This window comes from Methylobacterium sp. AC315, assembly GCF_979253755.1.
The window spans coordinates 76,678-93,980 of record NZ_CEEDEA010000010.1 but is presented as its reverse complement, the minus strand read 5'-3'; the positions used below and the strand labels follow the sequence as shown (position 1 = coordinate 93,980).

General features: G+C 70.1%; 16 protein-coding genes. 10 read left to right on the top strand and 6 right to left on the bottom strand.

Annotated features, from left to right (window positions below):
* Positions 1-79 precede the first annotated feature (79 nt).
* On the top strand, positions 80-1,126 hold the full coding sequence (locus AC0IY0_RS17675) for a threonine aldolase family protein (protein WP_147938007.1): 1,047 nt from the start codon (positions 80-82) through the stop codon (positions 1,124-1,126).
* A 256-nt stretch (positions 1,127-1,382) separates the two neighbouring features.
* Positions 1,383-2,996, top strand: coding sequence for a peptide chain release factor 3 (locus AC0IY0_RS17670; protein ID WP_147906184.1), 1,614 nt, complete (start codon positions 1,383-1,385; stop codon positions 2,994-2,996).
* A 180-nt stretch (positions 2,997-3,176) separates the two neighbouring features.
* On the opposite strand, the gene AC0IY0_RS17665 is transcribed toward AC0IY0_RS17670, so the two are convergent.
* Together AC0IY0_RS17665 and AC0IY0_RS17660 are read right to left on the bottom strand one after the other, a co-directional pair.
* The gene (locus AC0IY0_RS17665; RefSeq protein ID WP_147906183.1) at positions 3,177-3,635 is read right to left on the bottom strand and encodes a response regulator; all 459 of its coding nucleotides are present in this window, start codon (positions 3,633-3,635) and stop codon (positions 3,177-3,179) included.
* Positions 3,636-3,643: 8 nt separating this feature from the next.
* Entirely contained in the window at positions 3,644-4,111 is a 468-nt protein-coding gene (locus AC0IY0_RS17660; RefSeq protein ID WP_147906182.1) for a BLUF domain-containing protein, read from the bottom strand.
* A gap of 300 nt (positions 4,112-4,411) precedes the next feature.
* Between AC0IY0_RS17660 and AC0IY0_RS17655 the strand changes: the two genes are divergently transcribed.
* The 5 genes from AC0IY0_RS17655 to AC0IY0_RS17635 all read left to right on the top strand — a co-directional run bounded on the left by AC0IY0_RS17655 (position 4,412) and on the right by AC0IY0_RS17635 (position 10,028).
* Positions 4,412-5,791: a flagellar hook protein FlgE gene (locus tag AC0IY0_RS17655; RefSeq protein WP_471764832.1), complete on the top strand. Its 1,380-nt coding sequence runs from the start codon at positions 4,412-4,414 to the stop codon at positions 5,789-5,791.
* 34 nt (positions 5,792-5,825) lie between these two features.
* Positions 5,826-7,727: a flagellar hook-associated protein FlgK gene (gene flgK, locus AC0IY0_RS17650; RefSeq protein WP_471764830.1), complete on the top strand. Its 1,902-nt coding sequence runs from the start codon at positions 5,826-5,828 to the stop codon at positions 7,725-7,727.
* 2 nt (positions 7,728-7,729) lie between these two features.
* On the top strand, positions 7,730-9,334 hold the full coding sequence (locus AC0IY0_RS17645) for a flagellin (RefSeq protein ID WP_471764829.1): 1,605 nt from the start codon (positions 7,730-7,732) through the stop codon (positions 9,332-9,334).
* 102 nt (positions 9,335-9,436) lie between these two features.
* Positions 9,437-9,697 (top strand): hypothetical protein, encoded by a 261-nt coding sequence (locus AC0IY0_RS17640; RefSeq protein ID WP_471764827.1) that lies wholly within the window; start codon positions 9,437-9,439, stop codon positions 9,695-9,697.
* A gap of 1 nt (position 9,698) precedes the next feature.
* Positions 9,699-10,028: a porin family protein gene (locus AC0IY0_RS17635; protein ID WP_147906177.1), complete on the top strand. Its 330-nt coding sequence runs from the start codon at positions 9,699-9,701 to the stop codon at positions 10,026-10,028.
* 7 nt (positions 10,029-10,035) lie between these two features.
* Here the strand turns inward: AC0IY0_RS17635 and AC0IY0_RS17630 are convergent, their stop codons facing one another.
* The 3 genes from AC0IY0_RS17630 to AC0IY0_RS17620 all read right to left on the bottom strand — a co-directional run bounded on the left by AC0IY0_RS17630 (position 10,036) and on the right by AC0IY0_RS17620 (position 12,071).
* Positions 10,036-10,509, bottom strand: a complete 474-nt coding sequence (locus tag AC0IY0_RS17630) for a hypothetical protein (protein WP_147906176.1) — start codon at positions 10,507-10,509, stop codon at positions 10,036-10,038.
* A complete protein-coding gene (locus AC0IY0_RS17625) occupies positions 10,496-10,855 on the bottom strand; it encodes a rod-binding protein (RefSeq protein WP_147938012.1) in 360 nt (119 codons plus the stop codon). The genes AC0IY0_RS17630 and AC0IY0_RS17625 overlap by 14 nt, the downstream gene beginning before the upstream one ends.
* A 76-nt stretch (positions 10,856-10,931) precedes the next feature.
* Entirely contained in the window at positions 10,932-12,071 is a 1,140-nt protein-coding gene (locus AC0IY0_RS17620) for a flagellar basal body P-ring protein FlgI (RefSeq protein ID WP_419830740.1), read from the bottom strand.
* A 242-nt stretch (positions 12,072-12,313) separates the two neighbouring features.
* Here AC0IY0_RS17620 and AC0IY0_RS17615 point away from each other — a divergent pair, with 242 nt between their 5' ends.
* The gene (locus AC0IY0_RS17615) at positions 12,314-12,742 is read left to right on the top strand and encodes a flagellar assembly protein FliX (RefSeq protein WP_147906173.1); all 429 of its coding nucleotides are present in this window, start codon (positions 12,314-12,316) and stop codon (positions 12,740-12,742) included.
* A gap of 177 nt (positions 12,743-12,919) precedes the next feature.
* On the opposite strand, the gene AC0IY0_RS17610 is transcribed toward AC0IY0_RS17615, so the two are convergent.
* Positions 12,920-14,416, bottom strand: coding sequence for a helicase HerA domain-containing protein (locus AC0IY0_RS17610; RefSeq protein ID WP_147857184.1), 1,497 nt, complete (start codon positions 14,414-14,416; stop codon positions 12,920-12,922).
* A 165-nt stretch (positions 14,417-14,581) separates the two neighbouring features.
* On the opposite strand from AC0IY0_RS17610, the gene AC0IY0_RS17605 reads away from it, so the two are divergent.
* A complete protein-coding gene (locus AC0IY0_RS17605; RefSeq protein ID WP_471764825.1) occupies positions 14,582-15,829 on the top strand; it encodes an Hsp70 family protein in 1,248 nt (415 codons plus the stop codon).
* A 99-nt stretch (positions 15,830-15,928) separates the two neighbouring features.
* Positions 15,929-17,302, top strand: a complete 1,374-nt coding sequence (locus tag AC0IY0_RS17600; protein WP_471764823.1) for an MBOAT family O-acyltransferase — start codon at positions 15,929-15,931, stop codon at positions 17,300-17,302.
* The last annotated feature ends 1 nt before the right edge of the window (position 17,303 follow it).

Below are 17,303 nucleotides of genomic sequence, written 5' to 3'. Positions count from 1 at the left end.
CGCGCAGCAGCCCTGCTTGGGCTCGATTTGGGACGAAGCCGGATTGCAACGCGATCGGACGCGGCTCTAGGCTGTGCGGATGCAACACGACGACCCGCAGCAATTCGCCAGCGACAACTACTCCGGCATCTGCCCGGAGGCCTGGGCCGCCATGGAGGCGGCCAATCGCGGCCACGCGCCGGCCTACGGCGAGGATGCCTGGACCGCCCGGGCCGCGGACGCGTTCCGCCGCCTGTTCGAGACCGAGTGCGAGGTGTTCTTCGCCTTCAACGGCACGGCGGCGAACGCCCTCGCGCTGGCGGCCCTGTGCCAATCCTATCACAGCGTCATCTGCGCCGACTCGGCCCATGTCGAGACCGACGAGTGCGGCGCGCCGGAATTCTTCTCCAACGGGTCCAAGCTGCTCACCGTCCGCACCGAAGGCGGCAAGCTCACCCCGGAGGCGATCCGCGGGCTCGCCACCAACCGCAGCGATATCCATTTCCCGCGGCCGCGGGTGGTCACGATCACCCAGCCGACCGAGACCGGGCAGGTCTATACCCTGGCCGAACTGCGGTCGCTGTCCGCCACATGCCGGGAACTCGGCCTCGCGCTGCACATGGACGGCTCGCGCTTCGCCAATGCCTGCGCCAGCCTCGGCTGCAGCCCCGCCGACATGACCTGGCGGGCCGGGATCGACGTGCTGTGCTTCGGCGGCACCAAGAACGGCATGCATGCGGGCGAGGCGGTGGTGTTCTTCGATCCGAAGCTCGCGGAGGATTTCGGTTACCGGTGCAAGCAGGCCGGGCAGCTCGCCTCGAAGATGCGATTCCTGGCCGCCCCCTGGGTCGGCATGCTGGAGAGCGGCGCCTGGCTGCGGAACGCCGCCCACGGCAATGCCTGCGCCCGGCGCTTCGCCGAGGCCGTCGCCGGCCTGCCGGGGATCCGCGCGCTGTTCCCCGTAGAGGCCAACGCCGTCTTCCTGGCGATGCCGGCTGCGACCATGGAGCGGCTGCGGGCGCGGGGCTGGCGGTTCTACACCTTCATCGGCGGCGGGGCCCGGTTCATGTTCGCCTGGGACGCCGAGGCCGCGCGCGTGGACGCCCTGGTTGCAGACTTGCACGCGCTGGCGGCCGAGGCGGCCTAAGGCTGGGTTTCCAAAGGGCTCAGCCCTTTGGCGGGTTGTCAGGGCGGAGCCCTGATGGAGACGAAGGGCTCCGCCCTTCACCCGCAAAAGGTCGAACGACCTTTTGAAACCGGGACCTGGATCAGCCCGAGATCGGTCGGCCCGGTCGGTTCTTTGCCAATACCGGGGCTTGCCGCTACACGATGCCGAGACCCTCGCCCGAGGCGGCACCGCCGGGCGACGCCCTCCCGTTGTGCCGACCCAGAGCGTTCGCTCCATGCTGATGCAGACCAAGACCGAAGCGAGGCCGGCCGACCCGGTTGCGCGGCGGCGCACCTTCGCGATCATCTCGCACCCGGATGCGGGCAAGACCACGCTGACCGAGAAGCTGCTGCTGTTCGGCGGCGCGATCCAGCTCGCCGGCGAGGTCAAGGCCAAGCGCAACCGGGTCTCGACCCGGTCCGACTGGATGGGGATCGAGAAGGAGCGCGGCATCTCGGTGGTCACCTCGGTGATGACCTTCGAGTACGGCGACTGCGTCTTCAACCTGCTCGACACGCCGGGCCACGAGGACTTCTCGGAGGACACCTACCGGACGCTGACCGCGGTCGATTCGGCCGTGATGGTGATCGATGCGGCCAAAGGCATCGAGGCGCGCACCCGCAAGCTGTTCGAGGTCTGCCGCTTGCGCGACATCCCGATCGTCACCTTCGTGAACAAGCTCGACCGCGAGGCCCGCGACCCGTTCGAGCTGCTCGACGAGATCGAGAAGACGCTGGCGCTCGACGTCGCCCCGGTGACCTGGCCGATCGGCACAGGCCGCAACTTCTCCGGGACCTACGAGCTGGGCGCCAACCGCGTGCGCCGGCTCGACGCCGCCGAGGATGCCGGCATGGTGGCGGTGTCCGGCCCACAGGACCCGCTGTTCGATACGCTGCTCACCGAGAACGGCGCGGCCGATGCGTGGCGCGAGGAGGTCGAGCTGGCCGAAGGCGGGCTCAAGCCGTTCGACCTCGACGCGTTCCGCGAGGGTCACCTGACGCCGGTGTTCTTCGGCTCGGCGCTGCGCAACTTCGGCGTACGCGACCTCATCGACGGTCTCGCCAAGGTGGCGCCGCCGCCCCGCGGCCAGGATGCCGACAAGCGCCTGGTCGAGCCGACCGAGCCGCGCATGACCGGCTTCGTGTTCAAGATCCAGGCGAACATGGATCCGAACCACCGGGACCGGATCGCCTTCATGCGGGTCTGCTCGGGCAAGCTCAGCCGGGGCATGAAGGCCCGGCTGGTCCGCACCGGCAAGCCGATCTCGCTCTCGGCGCCGCAATTCTTCTTCGCTCAGGACCGCGCCATCGCGGACGAGGCTTTTGCGGGCGACGTGGTGGGGATCCCGAACCACGGCACCCTGCGGATCGGCGACACGCTCACCGAAGGCGAGGACCTGCTGTTCCGCGGCGTACCGAGCTTCGCACCCGAGATCCTGCGCCGGATCAAGCTGACCGACGCCATGAAGGCCAAGAAGCTGCGCGAGGCGCTGCAGCAGATGGGCGAGGAGGGTGTCGTCCAGGTGTTCGTCCCGCAGGACGGCAGCCAGGCGATCGTCGGCGTGGTCGGCGCGCTCCAGCTCGACGTGCTGAAGGAGCGTCTCCAAGCCGAGTACGGCCTTCCGATCGATTACGAGACCTCGCGCTTCTCGGTATGCCGCTGGATCGAGTCCGAGTCCGAGATCGAGCTGGACAAGTTCGTGGACAGCCACGGCTCGGCCATGGCCAAGGACCTCGACGGCGCCCCGGTCTTCATGGCGACCACGGCGTTCTCGCTCCGCTACGAGGAGGAGCGCTACCCGGCGGTGCGCTTCACCGATGTGAAGGATTATCAGAAGCGGACAGCGTGAGATGTCGGCGGGGCGGGCGCGACAGGCTTTCCCGCCCTCTCCCTTATCCTGAAATGCGGGGCCGCGGTTCGGACGCCGCGACGGAGCCTTCCGGCAGCCGTGCGGTTCCCGGAGGCCTCCGTCGAGGCGCGTTACGCTCGCATCTCCGGATGCGGGAACCCGGGTTGGAGATGCTGCCCCTCAGAACTTCCCCAGCATCGGGAAATCGACTGTCAGCGTCGATTCCGCCGCGATCGGGGCGTCGCGCTTGCGCGGCTTGCGGTTGAGCACCTGCTTCAGCTTGCTCTTCAGCACGGCCATGTCGAACGGCTTGAGGATGAAGGCGTCCGCGCCCGCCTGGTGGGCGAGGTTGATGTCCTCGAAGTCGAAGGACGATTCGGTGAGCATGAAGGGCGTGTTCATCAGAGCGTCGTCGCCGCGGATCTCGCGCAGCAGGCTCAGCCCGTCCATCGGCTCCATGGTCAGGTCGGAGATCACCAGGGCGTAGCGGCGCGTGCGCAGCCGCTCCAGCGCCTCGGCGGCCGTGGTGACTCCCTCGACATCGGGGAAGCCGATCCGGGTCATCAGCATCACCTCGAGACGCAGGAGCTTTTCCTGGTCGTCGACGATGAGGATCGGGGGCGTATCGCTCTCGGACATCGCTCGGCTCAGATGAAGAGGTGATCGATGCCCTGGCGGGACATCGCGTCGTTCTGGAGCGCCACGCAGAGGCCGTGGATCGCGGTCGCCTTCGGAGTACCACGTTGAAGCATCGGCAGCAGGTTGGCCTTGGCGAACAGGCCGTCGTTGGTCGCGGTGCGCTGGGCGCTCTTGAAGGAGTGGACGAACTCGCGCTTGGCGATCTCCCGCCACTCGTTGATCTGCACGTCGCGGTGGCGCTGGTCGGCGCTAACCCGGTCGAAGGTCTCGTGGACCGACGATCGCTCGCCCTCGATCACCTGGCAGGCGAAGTTGCCCTCGATGATCAGGAAGCTGGTGATCACCGAGAACTCGTTCTTCTTCTGTGCGACCCGGCCGATCTCGTTGATCTGCTCCGACCGCTTTGCCGCATCCGACGAGAGGTTGAGGCGCGAGAAGTAGATGATGTGGACGAGGCTCGTCCGTTTCGCCCGCATGACCTCTAGATCCGCAATCCGTGCCGCTTCGACGCGTCCGGGCGGGACGCCCCCCACCCGGATCAGCCCGTGCCCGATCTTGGCGCGAGCCGGATAACACCCCGTAAACGCGCGCCGGGGATGCCGACGGACCGGGGCCCGCCCGGTCCGGCAGAATCTGCCGGGTCGGCACCTCCGGACGGTCAGTGCTGCCGGGTCGGGTGCGGCCAACGCTAGGCCCGCCAAGGACTTAGGCGTGGCACGGCGGTTGCGCTCGCTTGATCCTGCGGGCCATTGCGGCGCGTTTCGGGATCGCATGCCATGGATCTTTTCACCGCCCTGCAGACCTCGGTCTCCGGACTGCAGGCGCAATCCTATGCCATCAGCAACATCTCCGGGAACATCGCGAACTCGCAGACCACCGGATTCAAGCGGATCGACACCAGCTTCGTCGACATGATGTCCGAGACCACGCCCAAGCGCGAAGTGGCCGGCTCGGTCCTGGCGCAGTCGCAGCTGACCAACACGATCGCCGGCAACGTCGTGGCGTCGAGCGTCCCGACCAACATGGCGATCAACGGCAACGGCTTCTTCACGGTGGTCCGAAAGACCGGTGATTCGAACGGTGCGGCCACCTTCAGCGGCACGAACGTCTACACGCGCCGGGGCGACTTCGCGCAGGACAAGGACGGCTACCTGGTCAACGGCGCCGGCGGCTACCTGACCGGCACGAACCTCGATCCGGTCACCGGGCAGGCGACCAGCACCGGGCTGCTCAAGATCGGCAACACCTCGCTCCCGGCCCAGCCGACGACGTCGCTGACCTACGCGGCCAACCTGCCGGCGACCCCGGCCACCACTGCGTCCGCCACGTCGGGCTCGGATGTCTACAATCAGCTGCCATCCGCGGTCGTCCTGACCGGAGCCACGGTGCCCGGACCCACGGTGCCTTCGACCGCCGCCGGGACCTTCGTCAACAACAGCATCGCGGGCCCGTCGATCACCGCCTACACGCAGACCGGCGCGCCAGTCACCCTGAGCACGCGCTGGGCGAAGGTGCAGGATGCCACCACGACGCCGTCGCAGCCGGCGGTCTGGAACCTCTACTACGCCTCCGATCCCTCGGCGTCGGCGAACTCGACGGCCTGGCAGAATGTCGGGACGGCGTTCACCTTCGATTCCACGGGCAAGCTGACCGCGCCGACCACGAGTCCGGTGTCCCTCGGCGACGTCACGGTCGGCGACTACACCTTCGCGAACATGACCATGAATGTCGGCACCGCCGGCCTGACACAGTACGCCGACACGTCGGGTGCGGTGACCACCAACACGCTCAGCCAGAACGGCAACAGCGCCGGCACGCTGACCAGCGTCGCCATCGGCGAGGACGGCAAGATCAACGGCACGTTCTCGAACGGCTCGGTGCTCGGGCTCGCCACCGTGGGCATCGCCCAGTTCGCCAACCCCGACGGGCTGAAGGCCGATTCGAACGGAAACTACCTGCAGACCGCCGAGTCCGGCGCGGCGCTGGTGGGGCTGAACGGCAGCTCGATTACGGGCGCGAGCAATGAGCAATCCAATACCGACATTGCGAGCGAGTTCTCTAAGATGATCGTAACCCAGCAGGCCTACTCTGCGAACACGCGGGTCATGTCGACGGCCCAGACGATGATGTCTGACCTGCTCAACGTGATCCGCTGAGTGAGGGCGCGATCCCAACCGCGGAGGCCGTGAGATGTCGCTGAACGCGCTTTCCACCGCGACCGCCGGACTTGCGGCCACGCAGGCGGCGATCAACGTCGTCTCGCAGAACGTCGCGAATGCCGGCACGGCCGGATACGTCAAGCGGACGCTCTCGACGGTCGCGACCGGAACCAACAATTCCGGCGTCGCGGTCGGGGCGATCACCCGCAGTTTCGACGCCGCGGCGCTCAAGCAGCTGCGGCTCGAGACCTCGGGGGCCGCCTATACCAGCACGAAGGCCGGCATCGCGTCTCAACTCGACGCGCTCTACGGCGCGCCGGGCAGCGGGGCGGCGCTGGACGGCACGCTGAACACGTTCACCGAATCGCTGCAGGAGCTGTCGGCCAACCCGACCTCGGCGGCGGCACGCACCACCGTGGTCAGCAACGCGTCGGCGCTGGCGAGCCAGATCAACGGCGCCGCCGCCTCGGTGCAGAACCTGCGCTCGGGCGTCGAGGCCCAGCTCGGCACCGACACGCAATCGGCCAGCACAATCCTGTCCAGCGTCGCCCGGCTCAACGCCAAGATCCAGAACACCACCGACGCCTCGTCCCTGGCCGACCTCCAGGACCAGCGCGACCAGGTGATCAACACGCTCTCGGGCTACATGGACGTCCAGACCGTCGCGCAGCGCGACGGCACGGTGTCGGTGCTGACCCAGTCGGGCGTGACCCTGGTCGACCGCGGCACCGCTGCGACGCTGAGCTTCGACGGACATGGGTCGCTGAATCCCACTTCGAGCTACTCGACGGACCCGGCGAAGCGCACGGTCGGCACGATCACGGCCACCCTGCCGGGCGGCGGCAAGATCGACCTCGGGGCACCCGGCGCCATCCGGTCCGGGAGCCTTGCCGCGGGGATCGAGCTGCGCGACCAGGTCCTGCCGCAGGCCCAGCGCCAGCTGGACGACCTCGCCGGGGGGCTCGCCAGTGCGCTCACCGACAAGACCGTGACCGGTACGGTGACCGGATCCTCGGCCACCATCGATCTGACCGGCATCCAGGCCGGCAACTCGCTCACGATCCCGGTCACGGCCGCAAACGGCTCCGTCCGCAACATCACCCTGATCGCCTCGAACAAGGCGACCACCGGGATCGATCCGAGCCTGACCGACGACGGCAGCGGGCTCGCGCAGACCTTCGACATCTCCGGCGGTCCCTCGACCTACGCGAGCGCCATCCAGACCGCCCTGGCGGCGCTCAACACCCGGGCGACCGCCGCCGGCATCAAGAACGTCCCCAATCTCACCGCCACCGGTACCGGGGCGTCGGTCACAGTGGGGCCGGCGGCCGGCAGTACCGACAAGGTCTCGGCTGCAACTGCCGGGATCACGCTGCCGACCTCCCCGAACGATCTAACCTCGGGTTATCCGCAGCTCGCCCTGTTCACCGACGTGTCCGCGGCGCCGCCCCCGACCCCGCAACTGTTCACCGGGTCGTTCGACAGCGGCGCGCAGCTCACCGGCTTCGCGCAGCGGATCTCGATCAACCCGGCGCTGTCCGGCAACACCGCGGCGTTGACCGCATCGAGCGCCACCGATCCGAGCGCGTCGGGCGGCCGGGCGCAGGCGATCTTCACGGCCCTGACCTCGGCGCAACAGACCTTCTCGTCGTCGAGCGGTATCGGCGGGGTCTCCGCGCCGTACCGGGCGAGCGTCGTCGGCTTCGCGCAGGACGTGATCGCCTCCCAGGGGGCCGCGTCCGCGAATGCCGCCGCGATGGACGACACCCAGCAGACCGCGCTGTCCACCGCGCAGGGCCGGTTCTCCGCCGGGGCCGGTGTCAACATCGACCAGGAGATGTCGAACCTGATCGCCCTGCAGACCGCCTACGGCGCCAACGCCCGGGTGCTGACCGCCGCCCGCGACATGCTCAACCAGCTGCTGCAGATCTGACCATGACCACGATCTCTCCCTTCGCGGCCGGGTCCTACGTCGCCAACCGGAATACCTCGCAGCTTCTGACGCTGAAGAACCAGCTCAACGACCTGTCGAACCAGCTCTCCAGCGGCAAGGTCTCGCAGACCTATGGCGGGCTCGGCACCGGGCGCTCCACGGCGCTCGCCGCCCAGGCGACCCTGAGCGCGCTGGACGGCTACGGCGCCGGCATCACCGCCGCCCAGACCCGGACCAAGCTCGCGGTCACGAGCCTGACCCAGGTCGCGAAGCTGGGCACCGATGCCCGTACGGCCCTGAACAACGGCCTGCAGAGCATCGCGGCCAATACCACAGCGGGCCGCTCGATCGCGCAGGCCAACCTGCAGACGGCCCTCGACACGCTGAACCAGTCGGCGGCGGGCAGCTACCTGTTCGGCGGCCGCGACGCCACGACCCAGCCGGTGCTCGACGCCGACACGATCCTCAATGGCACCACCGACGCGCAGGGCAACGCGCTCGCCGGCCTCACGTCGCTGGTCAACGAGCGGGTCGCGGCGGAACTGGGCTCCGGCGGCAACGGCCGGCTGACGCAGACGGCGCCGAGTGCCACCTCCGTCCAGGTCACCGACGAGACGAACGCCGCGACCCGGGGCAAGTTCGGGTTCACCCTGTCCGGCACCCCGACGACCACCGGGACAGCGCTCACCGCCTCGATCACGGGCACCGGCCCGGCCTCACTCAACGTCGGCCTGTCGGGGCAGCCGGTGGCCGGCGACACGGTCAGCTTCGCGCTGAAGATGCCGGACGGCACCTCGACGACCGTGACGCTCACCGCGGCCGCCAGTGCGGATTCGACCTCCACCGGCAGCTTCGCGATCGGTGCCACCGCCGCCGACACGATGACGAACCTGTCCGCGACGCTGACCAACGCGCTCAAGGGGGCGGCCAGCAGCACGCTGGCGGTGAACGCCACCGCGGCCGTGACGACCGACTTCTTCACCGGCTCGGCGAAGGGCGGCCCGAACGGCACCGGCATCATGCCCCAGCAGCGCATCGTCTACGACGCGGCCAAGAACCCGACCGGATTCACAACCGCCAAGGCGACCGACACGGTGCTCTGGTACCAGGGCGAGAACACGTACACGACGCCGGCGGACCCGACCCAGGCCGTGCCGACCTCGCCGCTCGACACGCAATCGGTGCAGGTCAGCGCCACCGGCAAGGTCGGCACGGGCGCCCGCGCCAACGACAAGACGATCCAGAACGTCCTGGCCGGCCTGGCGACCATGGCGTTCGCGCTTCCGACGGCGAGCGACGCCAACACCAGCGCCACCTACAAGGCGGTGGTCGGCAAGGCCGGGACGCTCCTGTCCGCATCCGACCAGACCAACCCCAGCGTCCAGGACACCGTCACGCAGCTCAGCATCGCCGCGACCCGGCTCTCGAACGCCGGCACGACCAACACCGCCACCCGGACCGCGGTCCAGAACACCCTGGATGGGATCGAGCAGGCCCCAACCGAGGAGGTCGTCGCCAAGCTGCTCGACGTCCAGAACCGGCTCCAGGCCAGCTACCAGGTCACGGCCTCGCTCTCGAAGCTCTCGCTGGTCAATTACATCAGCTGACGTCGGTATTCGGCCCCGCGACCATAGTCTTGCCGCTTTCCCGCAGTGAAGCGCGCAGGACGGTCGCGTGTCGTGCGATCGCCTGCTCGAGGAGAGGTCCGCATGGCGCTGTCCGAACCCGTCCACGCGGTCCGCCGCCTCGGCGCCGCGGCGCAGATCGGCGCCATCGTGATGGCCGAACAGGCGATTGACAGCTATCTCGACGATTACGGCCGCCCCGGCGACCGTGCCACCGCCCTCGACATCCTGCTGCGCGACCTCGCCCGGCTGCGGTTCGTCGAGCCTGATCTCGACGCTTTCATCGGCGAGGTCGAGCGTTACATCGATCTGCTGTACCGGGACCTGGCGCGTCAGGCCGCCTGACATGGTGCGCCCGCTCACCGCCCTGGTCCTGAGCGCCGCACTCGTCGGGCACGGCACGCCCGCCGACGCCCGCGATCGCGAGAAGGCGCCGACCGCCGCGGCCACGATGCCGTGCCCTACGAAGGGGCCGGGTTTCGTGCGGCTGCCCGGCAGTGCGAGTTGCATCCGCGTGTCCGGCCGGGTGATCGCGGGTACCGACCTCCGGGCCGGCCCTGGCATCGGCGCGGCGGCCGCGCCCGTGGTCGCCGGCCACCTGGCGATCGACAACCGCGCCGACACCGACCTCGGCGAGGTGCGGACCTACGTGCGGATCGGCAACGGCCGGCGCTGAGGCGGCCCTACAGGTTCCGCGACAGCACCAGCGGTCCGCTGCGCACGCCGCGGCCGTACGGGGAGGGCGCCGGGGCCTGCCGTCCGTAACCCGAGGGCAGCTGCGCCCGTCCGATCTCCTCCGCCAGCGACTTGATCAGCCCCTCCGACACGGATCGCGCGCTGTCGAGCACCGATTGGTTCGCCTCGACGGCCGCGGTGAACCGGCGATGGGCGGCCCGCAGGGTCTCGACACCCTCCGGGTTGAATCTCTTCAGCGCCACGGCATTGGCCTTGGCGACTTCGAGGCCCTGCATGTAGGCCGCGGCGAGCGCCGTCTTGGGCTCGGCCGCCACTAGGCCCTCGCGGAGGCGCCCGGCCCGGACATGCGCGGCCTCCTCGGCCAGCACTGCCTCCAATGCGGCCATGTTGGCCAGCACGCCCCCGACCAGCGCCTCGGCGGTGATCCGGTCGGCGACGCGCAGCGGTTCAGCCCTTTGCATTGCCGGCTCCATCGGTGGTCGCGCCCTGCATCTTCATGATCTCACGAAACACGGAATCGGCGATGCCGATGCCGCCGCTCTTCACGATCTGTCCCGCGTATTCCTTGGTCAGCATCGATCGGTAGACGCCGCCGCCGGTCCCGTTCTCGCCGAGCGGGCCCTCGGTCCCATCCGACTGCATCATCCGGTCGAGGCTGTTCTCCAGGAACATCGACTCGAACTCGGTGGCGGTCTTGTGCGCCTTGGCGGTGTTGCCGGTCTTCAGGATGCCGTCGGACACGCTGGTGGCGATGGATTTCCCGACGCCGGAGGCAGCGTTGGCCGCGATGTTGGCGAGTGGCAGCATGATTTGGCCCTCCAGTCCGTCCTAGGGCATCGTCCCGAAAGCTGGCCCTCACCGTTCGGGACGATGCACGCGACAATCACATCAGTTCGATATCGGCCTGCAGCGCCCCGGCGGTCTTGATCGCCTGGAGGATCGAGATCAGGTCGCGGGGGCCGACCCCGAGGGCGTTCAGGCCATCGACCAGCTCGCGCAGGCTCACGCCCTCCTTGACCAGCGCCAGCTTGTTGCCGTCGCCGGTGTCGACCTTCAGGCTCGTGCGCGGCACCACGGCGGTGCGCCCGTTGGAGAGGGGCGCCGGCTGACTCACCTGCGGCTGCTCGCTGATGGTGACCGTGAGGTTGCCCTGCGCGATCGCCACCGTGGAGACCCGCACGTCGCGGCCCATCACGATGATGCCGGAGCGCTCGTCGACCACCACCCGGGCGGTCTGGTCGGGCTCGACCTTGAGCTGCTCCACCTCGGTGATCAGGCGGATCATGTTGCCGTTGTACTTGGCCGGGATCTGGATCGTCACCGTGGCCGGGTCGGTCGGCTCGGCCGTGTCGGCGCCCATGAAGTCGTTGATCGCCGCGGCAATCCGCTTCGAGGTGGTGAAATCGGGGTTGCGCAGGGACAGCCGCAGGGCGCGGGCATCGTTCAGCTTGAACGCGATCTCGCGCTCGATGTTGGCGCCGTTGGAGATGCGGCCGTTGGTCGGCACGCCCCGGGTGATCTTGGCGGCGTCGCCCTCGGCCGAGAAGCCCGCGATCGCCACCGAGCCCTGCGCGAGGGCGTAGACCTCGCCGTCGGCGCCGAGCAGCGGCGTCACCAGCAGGGTGCCGCCCTGAAGGGATTTCGCGTCGCCGAGCGACGAGACCGTCACGTCGATGCGGGTGCCCTGGGCGGCGAAGGGTGGCAGGCTCGCCGTCACCATCACGGCGGCGAGGTTCTGGGTGCGCATCGTGGCGCCCCGCGTGTTGACCCCGAGCCGCTCCAGCATCGCCTGCAGCGACTGCTTGGTGAACGGGATGTTGTTGAGGGTGTCGCCGGTGCCGTTGAGGCCGACCACGATGCCGTAGCCGACGAGCTGATTCTGACGCACGCCCTCGATGGAGGCCAGGTCCTTCACCCGCGACAGGGCGAGCGCCGGGCCTGAGGCCGCTGCCGTCAGCAGCACCCCGACGACGAGCGCCGCGAGGGCCGATCCGAGGAGCTTGATAGGGTGGCTCGGGCGCATGCCGGGTTTTTCACGGGTGAACGGACCTGCCCCCCTCCTGCCAGCCCCGTGCCAGCCGGGCCTTTCCGTTAAGCCATTGAGAAAAGATATCATTATCCAACCGGCGTGCGGCCGCCGATTGTGGTCGACCGGCACCGAACCTGCCGACCCGGCAGGTTCTGCCGGCCTGTTTACCGGTGCTTAACCGTGCCAGCCGAGAGTCCAGGCAGCGCAGGAGCGCCCGGAGCGACACGAACACGATCATGCGCGTCGACACTCGCCAGCCGATCCAGAATGCCGGCGGCGTCGCGTCCAAGGCCCGGGTCGAGGGCGGGCGTGGCTTCAGCCTCGATGCGGCGCCGGCCTCCACGTCCGGCGCCAATGCGCCGGCCGCTGCGGCGACCCTGGCGGGGCTCGATGCCGTCCTGCTGCTTCAAGGCGAAACCGAGACGCCGCAGGAGCGCCGCCGGCGCACGGCCAAGCGCGGCCACGACCTGCTCGACGGCCTCGACCGCCTCAAGGCCGCGATGCTCGGTGGCCGCGTCTCCCCGCAGGACCTGCGCGCCATCGCCGGCCGCCTGGCCGAGCGCTCGGCCTCGTCGGGGGATCCGCGCCTCGACGGGCTCATGGCCGAGATCGAGCTGCGCGCCGCGGTGGAACTCGCCAAGCTCGAAGGCCGGCGCAGCGCCTGACCGCCACTTTCACCGCTGCTCCCATCAACCACCTCATCCTGAGGTGCTGCGGAGCAGCCTCGAAGGAGCCCTCCAGGGATCGCGCGGCTGGCTGGAGGGCTCCTTCGAGGCCTCCGCTTCGCTCCGGCACCTCAGGATGAGGGGGCAGTTTTGGAGACCCCGTAGGGCTCGCCGCCGCTACCCCGCCCGCCGCTTCGGCCCGGTCGGCAGCATCTGGGGCTCGCCCGGGCCGGTCTCGACGGCGAGATCGGGGACCGCGATGATCGGCGCGCCGCGCAGATCCTTGCGGGTGACGATCGCGCCGCGCTCCTCGAGGTAGGCCAGCATCCGCCGGGCACGGCCGCCCGAGCTGGTGCCGTAGGCGTCGGCCAGCATCGCGTCGGTGGGGCAGGGCGCGCCCTCGATCGCCGCGCGGGCGACCACCAGGAACAGGCCGGCCAGGTCATCCGGCAATCCGGCCGCAATCGCTTGGGCCCGCTCCCAGGTGGAGTTGTCGGCGACCGCGCCGCCCGCCTCGGCCCGGGCCACGGCGAGCCGGCGTTTGAACTCCGGCAGTCCCATCGTGTCGCCGCGCAGGCGCCGGATGCGGCAGCGGACGGTGAAGTCCTGATAGAGCGTCGCGGGGGTGCAGGCGGCGGCATCCGCATCGGCCAGCACCGAGGCCAGGACCTCGGCGAGCGCGGCCTCCCGCGCCTCCGGGTCCATCGGCTCCTCTTCGGGCTCCTCCGGCGGGGCCGGCGGGCGGTAGCTCGCGAGCTGGACGAGGACGTCCGGGGCCGCCACCGGGCGCGGCTTCGGGCGCGGCATCGGCGGCGCCAGGCTGTCGGCCGGGCTCGCCGTGAGGATCAGCGCCCGCGCATCCTCGGTCGGGTCGGGGAGGGGGACGAGCACCGGCGAGGACGACCGGCTCACCGTCAGGGTCGGACCCACCGCGATGGTGAGCGGCCGTCGCGACAGGGCCGGCCCCAACGCCACGAAATGTCCGCGCGGCAGGTCGCGGAACGTCTCGGCCTGGCGGCGCTCCAGCCCGAGCAGGTCGGCGGCGCGAGCCATGTCGATGTCCAGGAAGGTCCGGCCCATCAGGAAGTTGGAGGCCTCGGCCGCCACGTTCTTGGCGAGCTTGGCGAGGCGCTGCGTGGCGATCACGCCCGCGAGCCCGCGCTTGCGGCCGCGGCACATCAGGTTGGTCATGGCGCCGAGCGAAAGGCGCCGGGCCTCGTCCGAGACCTCGCCGGCCGCGGCCGGGGCGAAGAGCTGCGCCTCGTCCACCGCCACCAGCATCGGGTACCAATGGTCCCGGTCGGCGTCGAACAGGCCGCCCAGGAACGCCGCGGCGGCGCGCATCTGGCCCTCGGCGTCGAGGTTCTCGAGCGACAACACCACCGACACCCGGTGCGTGCGCACCCGGGCGGCGATGCGCTGGAGCGCGACGTCGTCGCCATCGGCTTCCACCACGACGTGGCCGTAGCGATCGGCGAGGCTGGCGAAGTCGCCCTCCGGGTCGATCACCGCCTGCTGCACGAGGCCCGCGCTCTGCTCCAGCAGGCGCCGGAGCAGGTGCGACTTGCCGGAGCCCGAGTTGCCCTGGACCAGGAGCCGCGTGGCCAGCAGTTCGGTGAGGTCGAGGAGCGCCGGGCGCTCGCCGGTCAGGCCGAGATCGATATCGGAACGCATGGCGCTCCATAGCATGCCGGAACCGGATCCGGGTGCCCCCCGGACGCGCTGTCCACGCTTCCCGCAGTGCTGCCGCGCGGCTGCAATGCCGCGGCGGCGCTGGACCCGGACGCCGCCGCCCTGTAGGGCCCGCCCTCCCTCGAAAAAAACCGGATCCCTCACGCGATGGCGGCCTGCGGCCTCGATTTCGGCACGTCGAACACCACCCTGGGGCATCTCGCGGCGGCGGGACCGGCCCTGCTGCCGCTCGAGGGCGCGCACCGGACCATCCCCAGCGCGATCTTCTTCGAACCGGGCGAGGCGCCGCTGATCGGCCGGGCCGCCACCGCGGCCTACGTCGACGGCCATGCCGGCCGGCTGATGCGCGGGCTGAAATCCGTCCTCGGCACGCCGCTGATGGACGAGGCGACCCCGGTCGGCCGCGAGCGCCTGCGCCTGCGCGACGTGATCGCCCGCTACCTTTCGGCCGTGAAGGCGCGTGCCGAGGCGGCCTGCGGGCAAAACCTCGACACCGTGGTCCACGGTCGGCCGGTGCATTTCGTCGATGGCGACCCGGAAGCCGACCGGCGGGCCGAGGACACGCTGCGCGACATCGCGCGGGACGTCGGCTTCCGCGAGGTCTCGTTCCAGTACGAGCCGATCGCCGCGGCGCTCGACTACGAGCGGCAGGTCCGCTCGGAGGAGATCGCGCTGATCGCCGATATCGGCGGCGGCACGTCGGACTTTTCCATCGTGCGGCTGTCGCCGGAGCGGCGGGGCCGCCCGGACCGGGCCGGCGACATCCTGGCCAATGACGGCGTGCGCATCGGCGGCACCGATTTCGACCGGCAGCTCAGCCTCGGCACCGTGATGCCCCTGATGGGGCTCGGCAGCCCGATGCGGCGCGGCGACCTCGCGGTGCCGAACGCCTATTTCCACGACCTTGCCACCTGGTCGGCGATCAACCGCCTCTACAATGCGAAGACCCTGCGCGAGATCGACGAGGTGATCCGCGATTGCGCGAAGCCGGCCCTCGTCGCCCGACTGCGCGCGGCCGTCGAGGGCGAGCGCGGCCACGCCCTGGCGGGCGCCGTCGAGGGGGCGAAGATCGCCGCCTCCGAGGCCGGGACGACCGATCTCGACCTCGGCCTGGTCGAGCACGGTCTTACGGCTGTGGTGAGCCGCGACACCCTCTCGACGCAGACCGGCGACCTCGCCCGGGCGGTCGCCGCCCGGATCGCCCGCTGCCTCGCCCAGGCCGAGCTCGGGCCGGAGCGGATCGACGCGCTGTTCCTCACCGGCGGCTCCACCGGGCTGCCGCACCTGCGCACCGCGCTCACCGCCGCGCTGCCCGCGGCCCGGGTGGTGGAGGGCGACACGTTCGGCTCAGTTGGCCTCGGCCTGACCATCGAGGCGGGGCGGCGGGCGGGGTGAGCGTCGGCGATTGACGGGCCCGCCGCGATCCCCGACAAGGCGGGCGCCTCGCGCCCGGAGACCGGCGGCCCATCCATCCCCTCCGCGCCGCCCCGCCCGATGCTGTTCAACTCCTTCGTCTTCCTCCTCGCCTTCCTGCCGGCCGCGCTGATCCTGCACGCGCTGGTGGAGCGTGCGGCGCCGGCCTGGCGGCTGCCGCTGCTCGTGCTCCTGTCGTTCGTGTTCTACGGGTGGTGGGATGTCCGGTTCGTGCCGCTGCTCGCCGGCTCGATCCTGGCGAACTGGTGCGTGGCGTGGGTCTATCGGCGCCGGCCCGGGCCCTGGCTGGTCCCGGCCGCCATCGCGGCCAACCTGGCGGTGCTCGGGGTGTTCAAGTACCTCGACTTCTTCGCCGACCTCGCCAACCTGATCCCGGGTCTGGAGGCGCCACGGCTCGGGCTGGCCCTGCCGCTCGGCATCTCGTTCTTCACCTTCCACCACATCATGTATCTCGCCGACCTGCGGGCCGGCCGGGCGCCGGCCTTCGGGCTGACCAGATACGCCCTCTACATCGCGTTCTTTCCGCAGGTTCTCGCCGGCCCGCTCGTGCGCTGGAGCGAGATCATGCACCAGTTCGACGAGCGGCCCTACGCGCGGCCCGACGCCGCCGAGCGCTTCGCGCGCGGGCTGATGCTGCTCACGGTCGGGCTCGCCAAGAAGGTGTTCCTGGGTGATCCCCTCGCGGCTTACGTGAACCCCGTTTTCCAGGCGGCGGCTGTCGGCAAGGTCGTCACCGTCGCGGAGGCGTGGCAGGCGACGCTGGGCTTCACCTTCCAGATCTATTTCGACTTCTCCGGCTACACCGACATGGCGCTCGGCATCGCGCTGCTGTTCGGGCTGGTCCTGCCGCAGAATTTCGATGCGCCCTATCGCGCCACCTCGCTGCGCGACTTCTGGCGCCGCTGGCACATGACCCTGTCGCGGTTCCTGCGCGACTACCTCTACATCCCCCTGGGCGGAAACCGGCGCGGCCTGCCGCGCCAGGTCGGGGCGCTGGCCGCCACCATGACGCTGGGCGGCCTCTGGCACGGGGCGGGACTGACCTTCCTGGCCTGGGGCGCCTTGCATGGCCTCGGCCTCGGCGCCGGGGTCCTGGCCCGCCGGACGCGCCTGAGCGTGCCGGCGCCGCTGGGTTGGCTCCTGACCAGCCTGTTCGTGATGCTGACCTGGGTGCTGTTCCGGGCGACGAGCTTCGAGGCGGCGCTCGCGATCTTCAAGGGCCTGTTCGGCCTCGCGCCCCACGGCTCGGGCTTCAAGTGGCGCACCATCGCGGTGGCGGCCCTGGTCGCCACGGTGGGCCCGACCGCCTGGGCGGCGGTGCATCGCCTGCCGCCCAGGCGCATCCTGGCCTTCGGCTTCGCGCTCCTGTTCGTCGTCGTCCTCCTGAAGATCGGGGACGATGCGAACTACGAGTTCATCTACTTCCAGTTCTGAG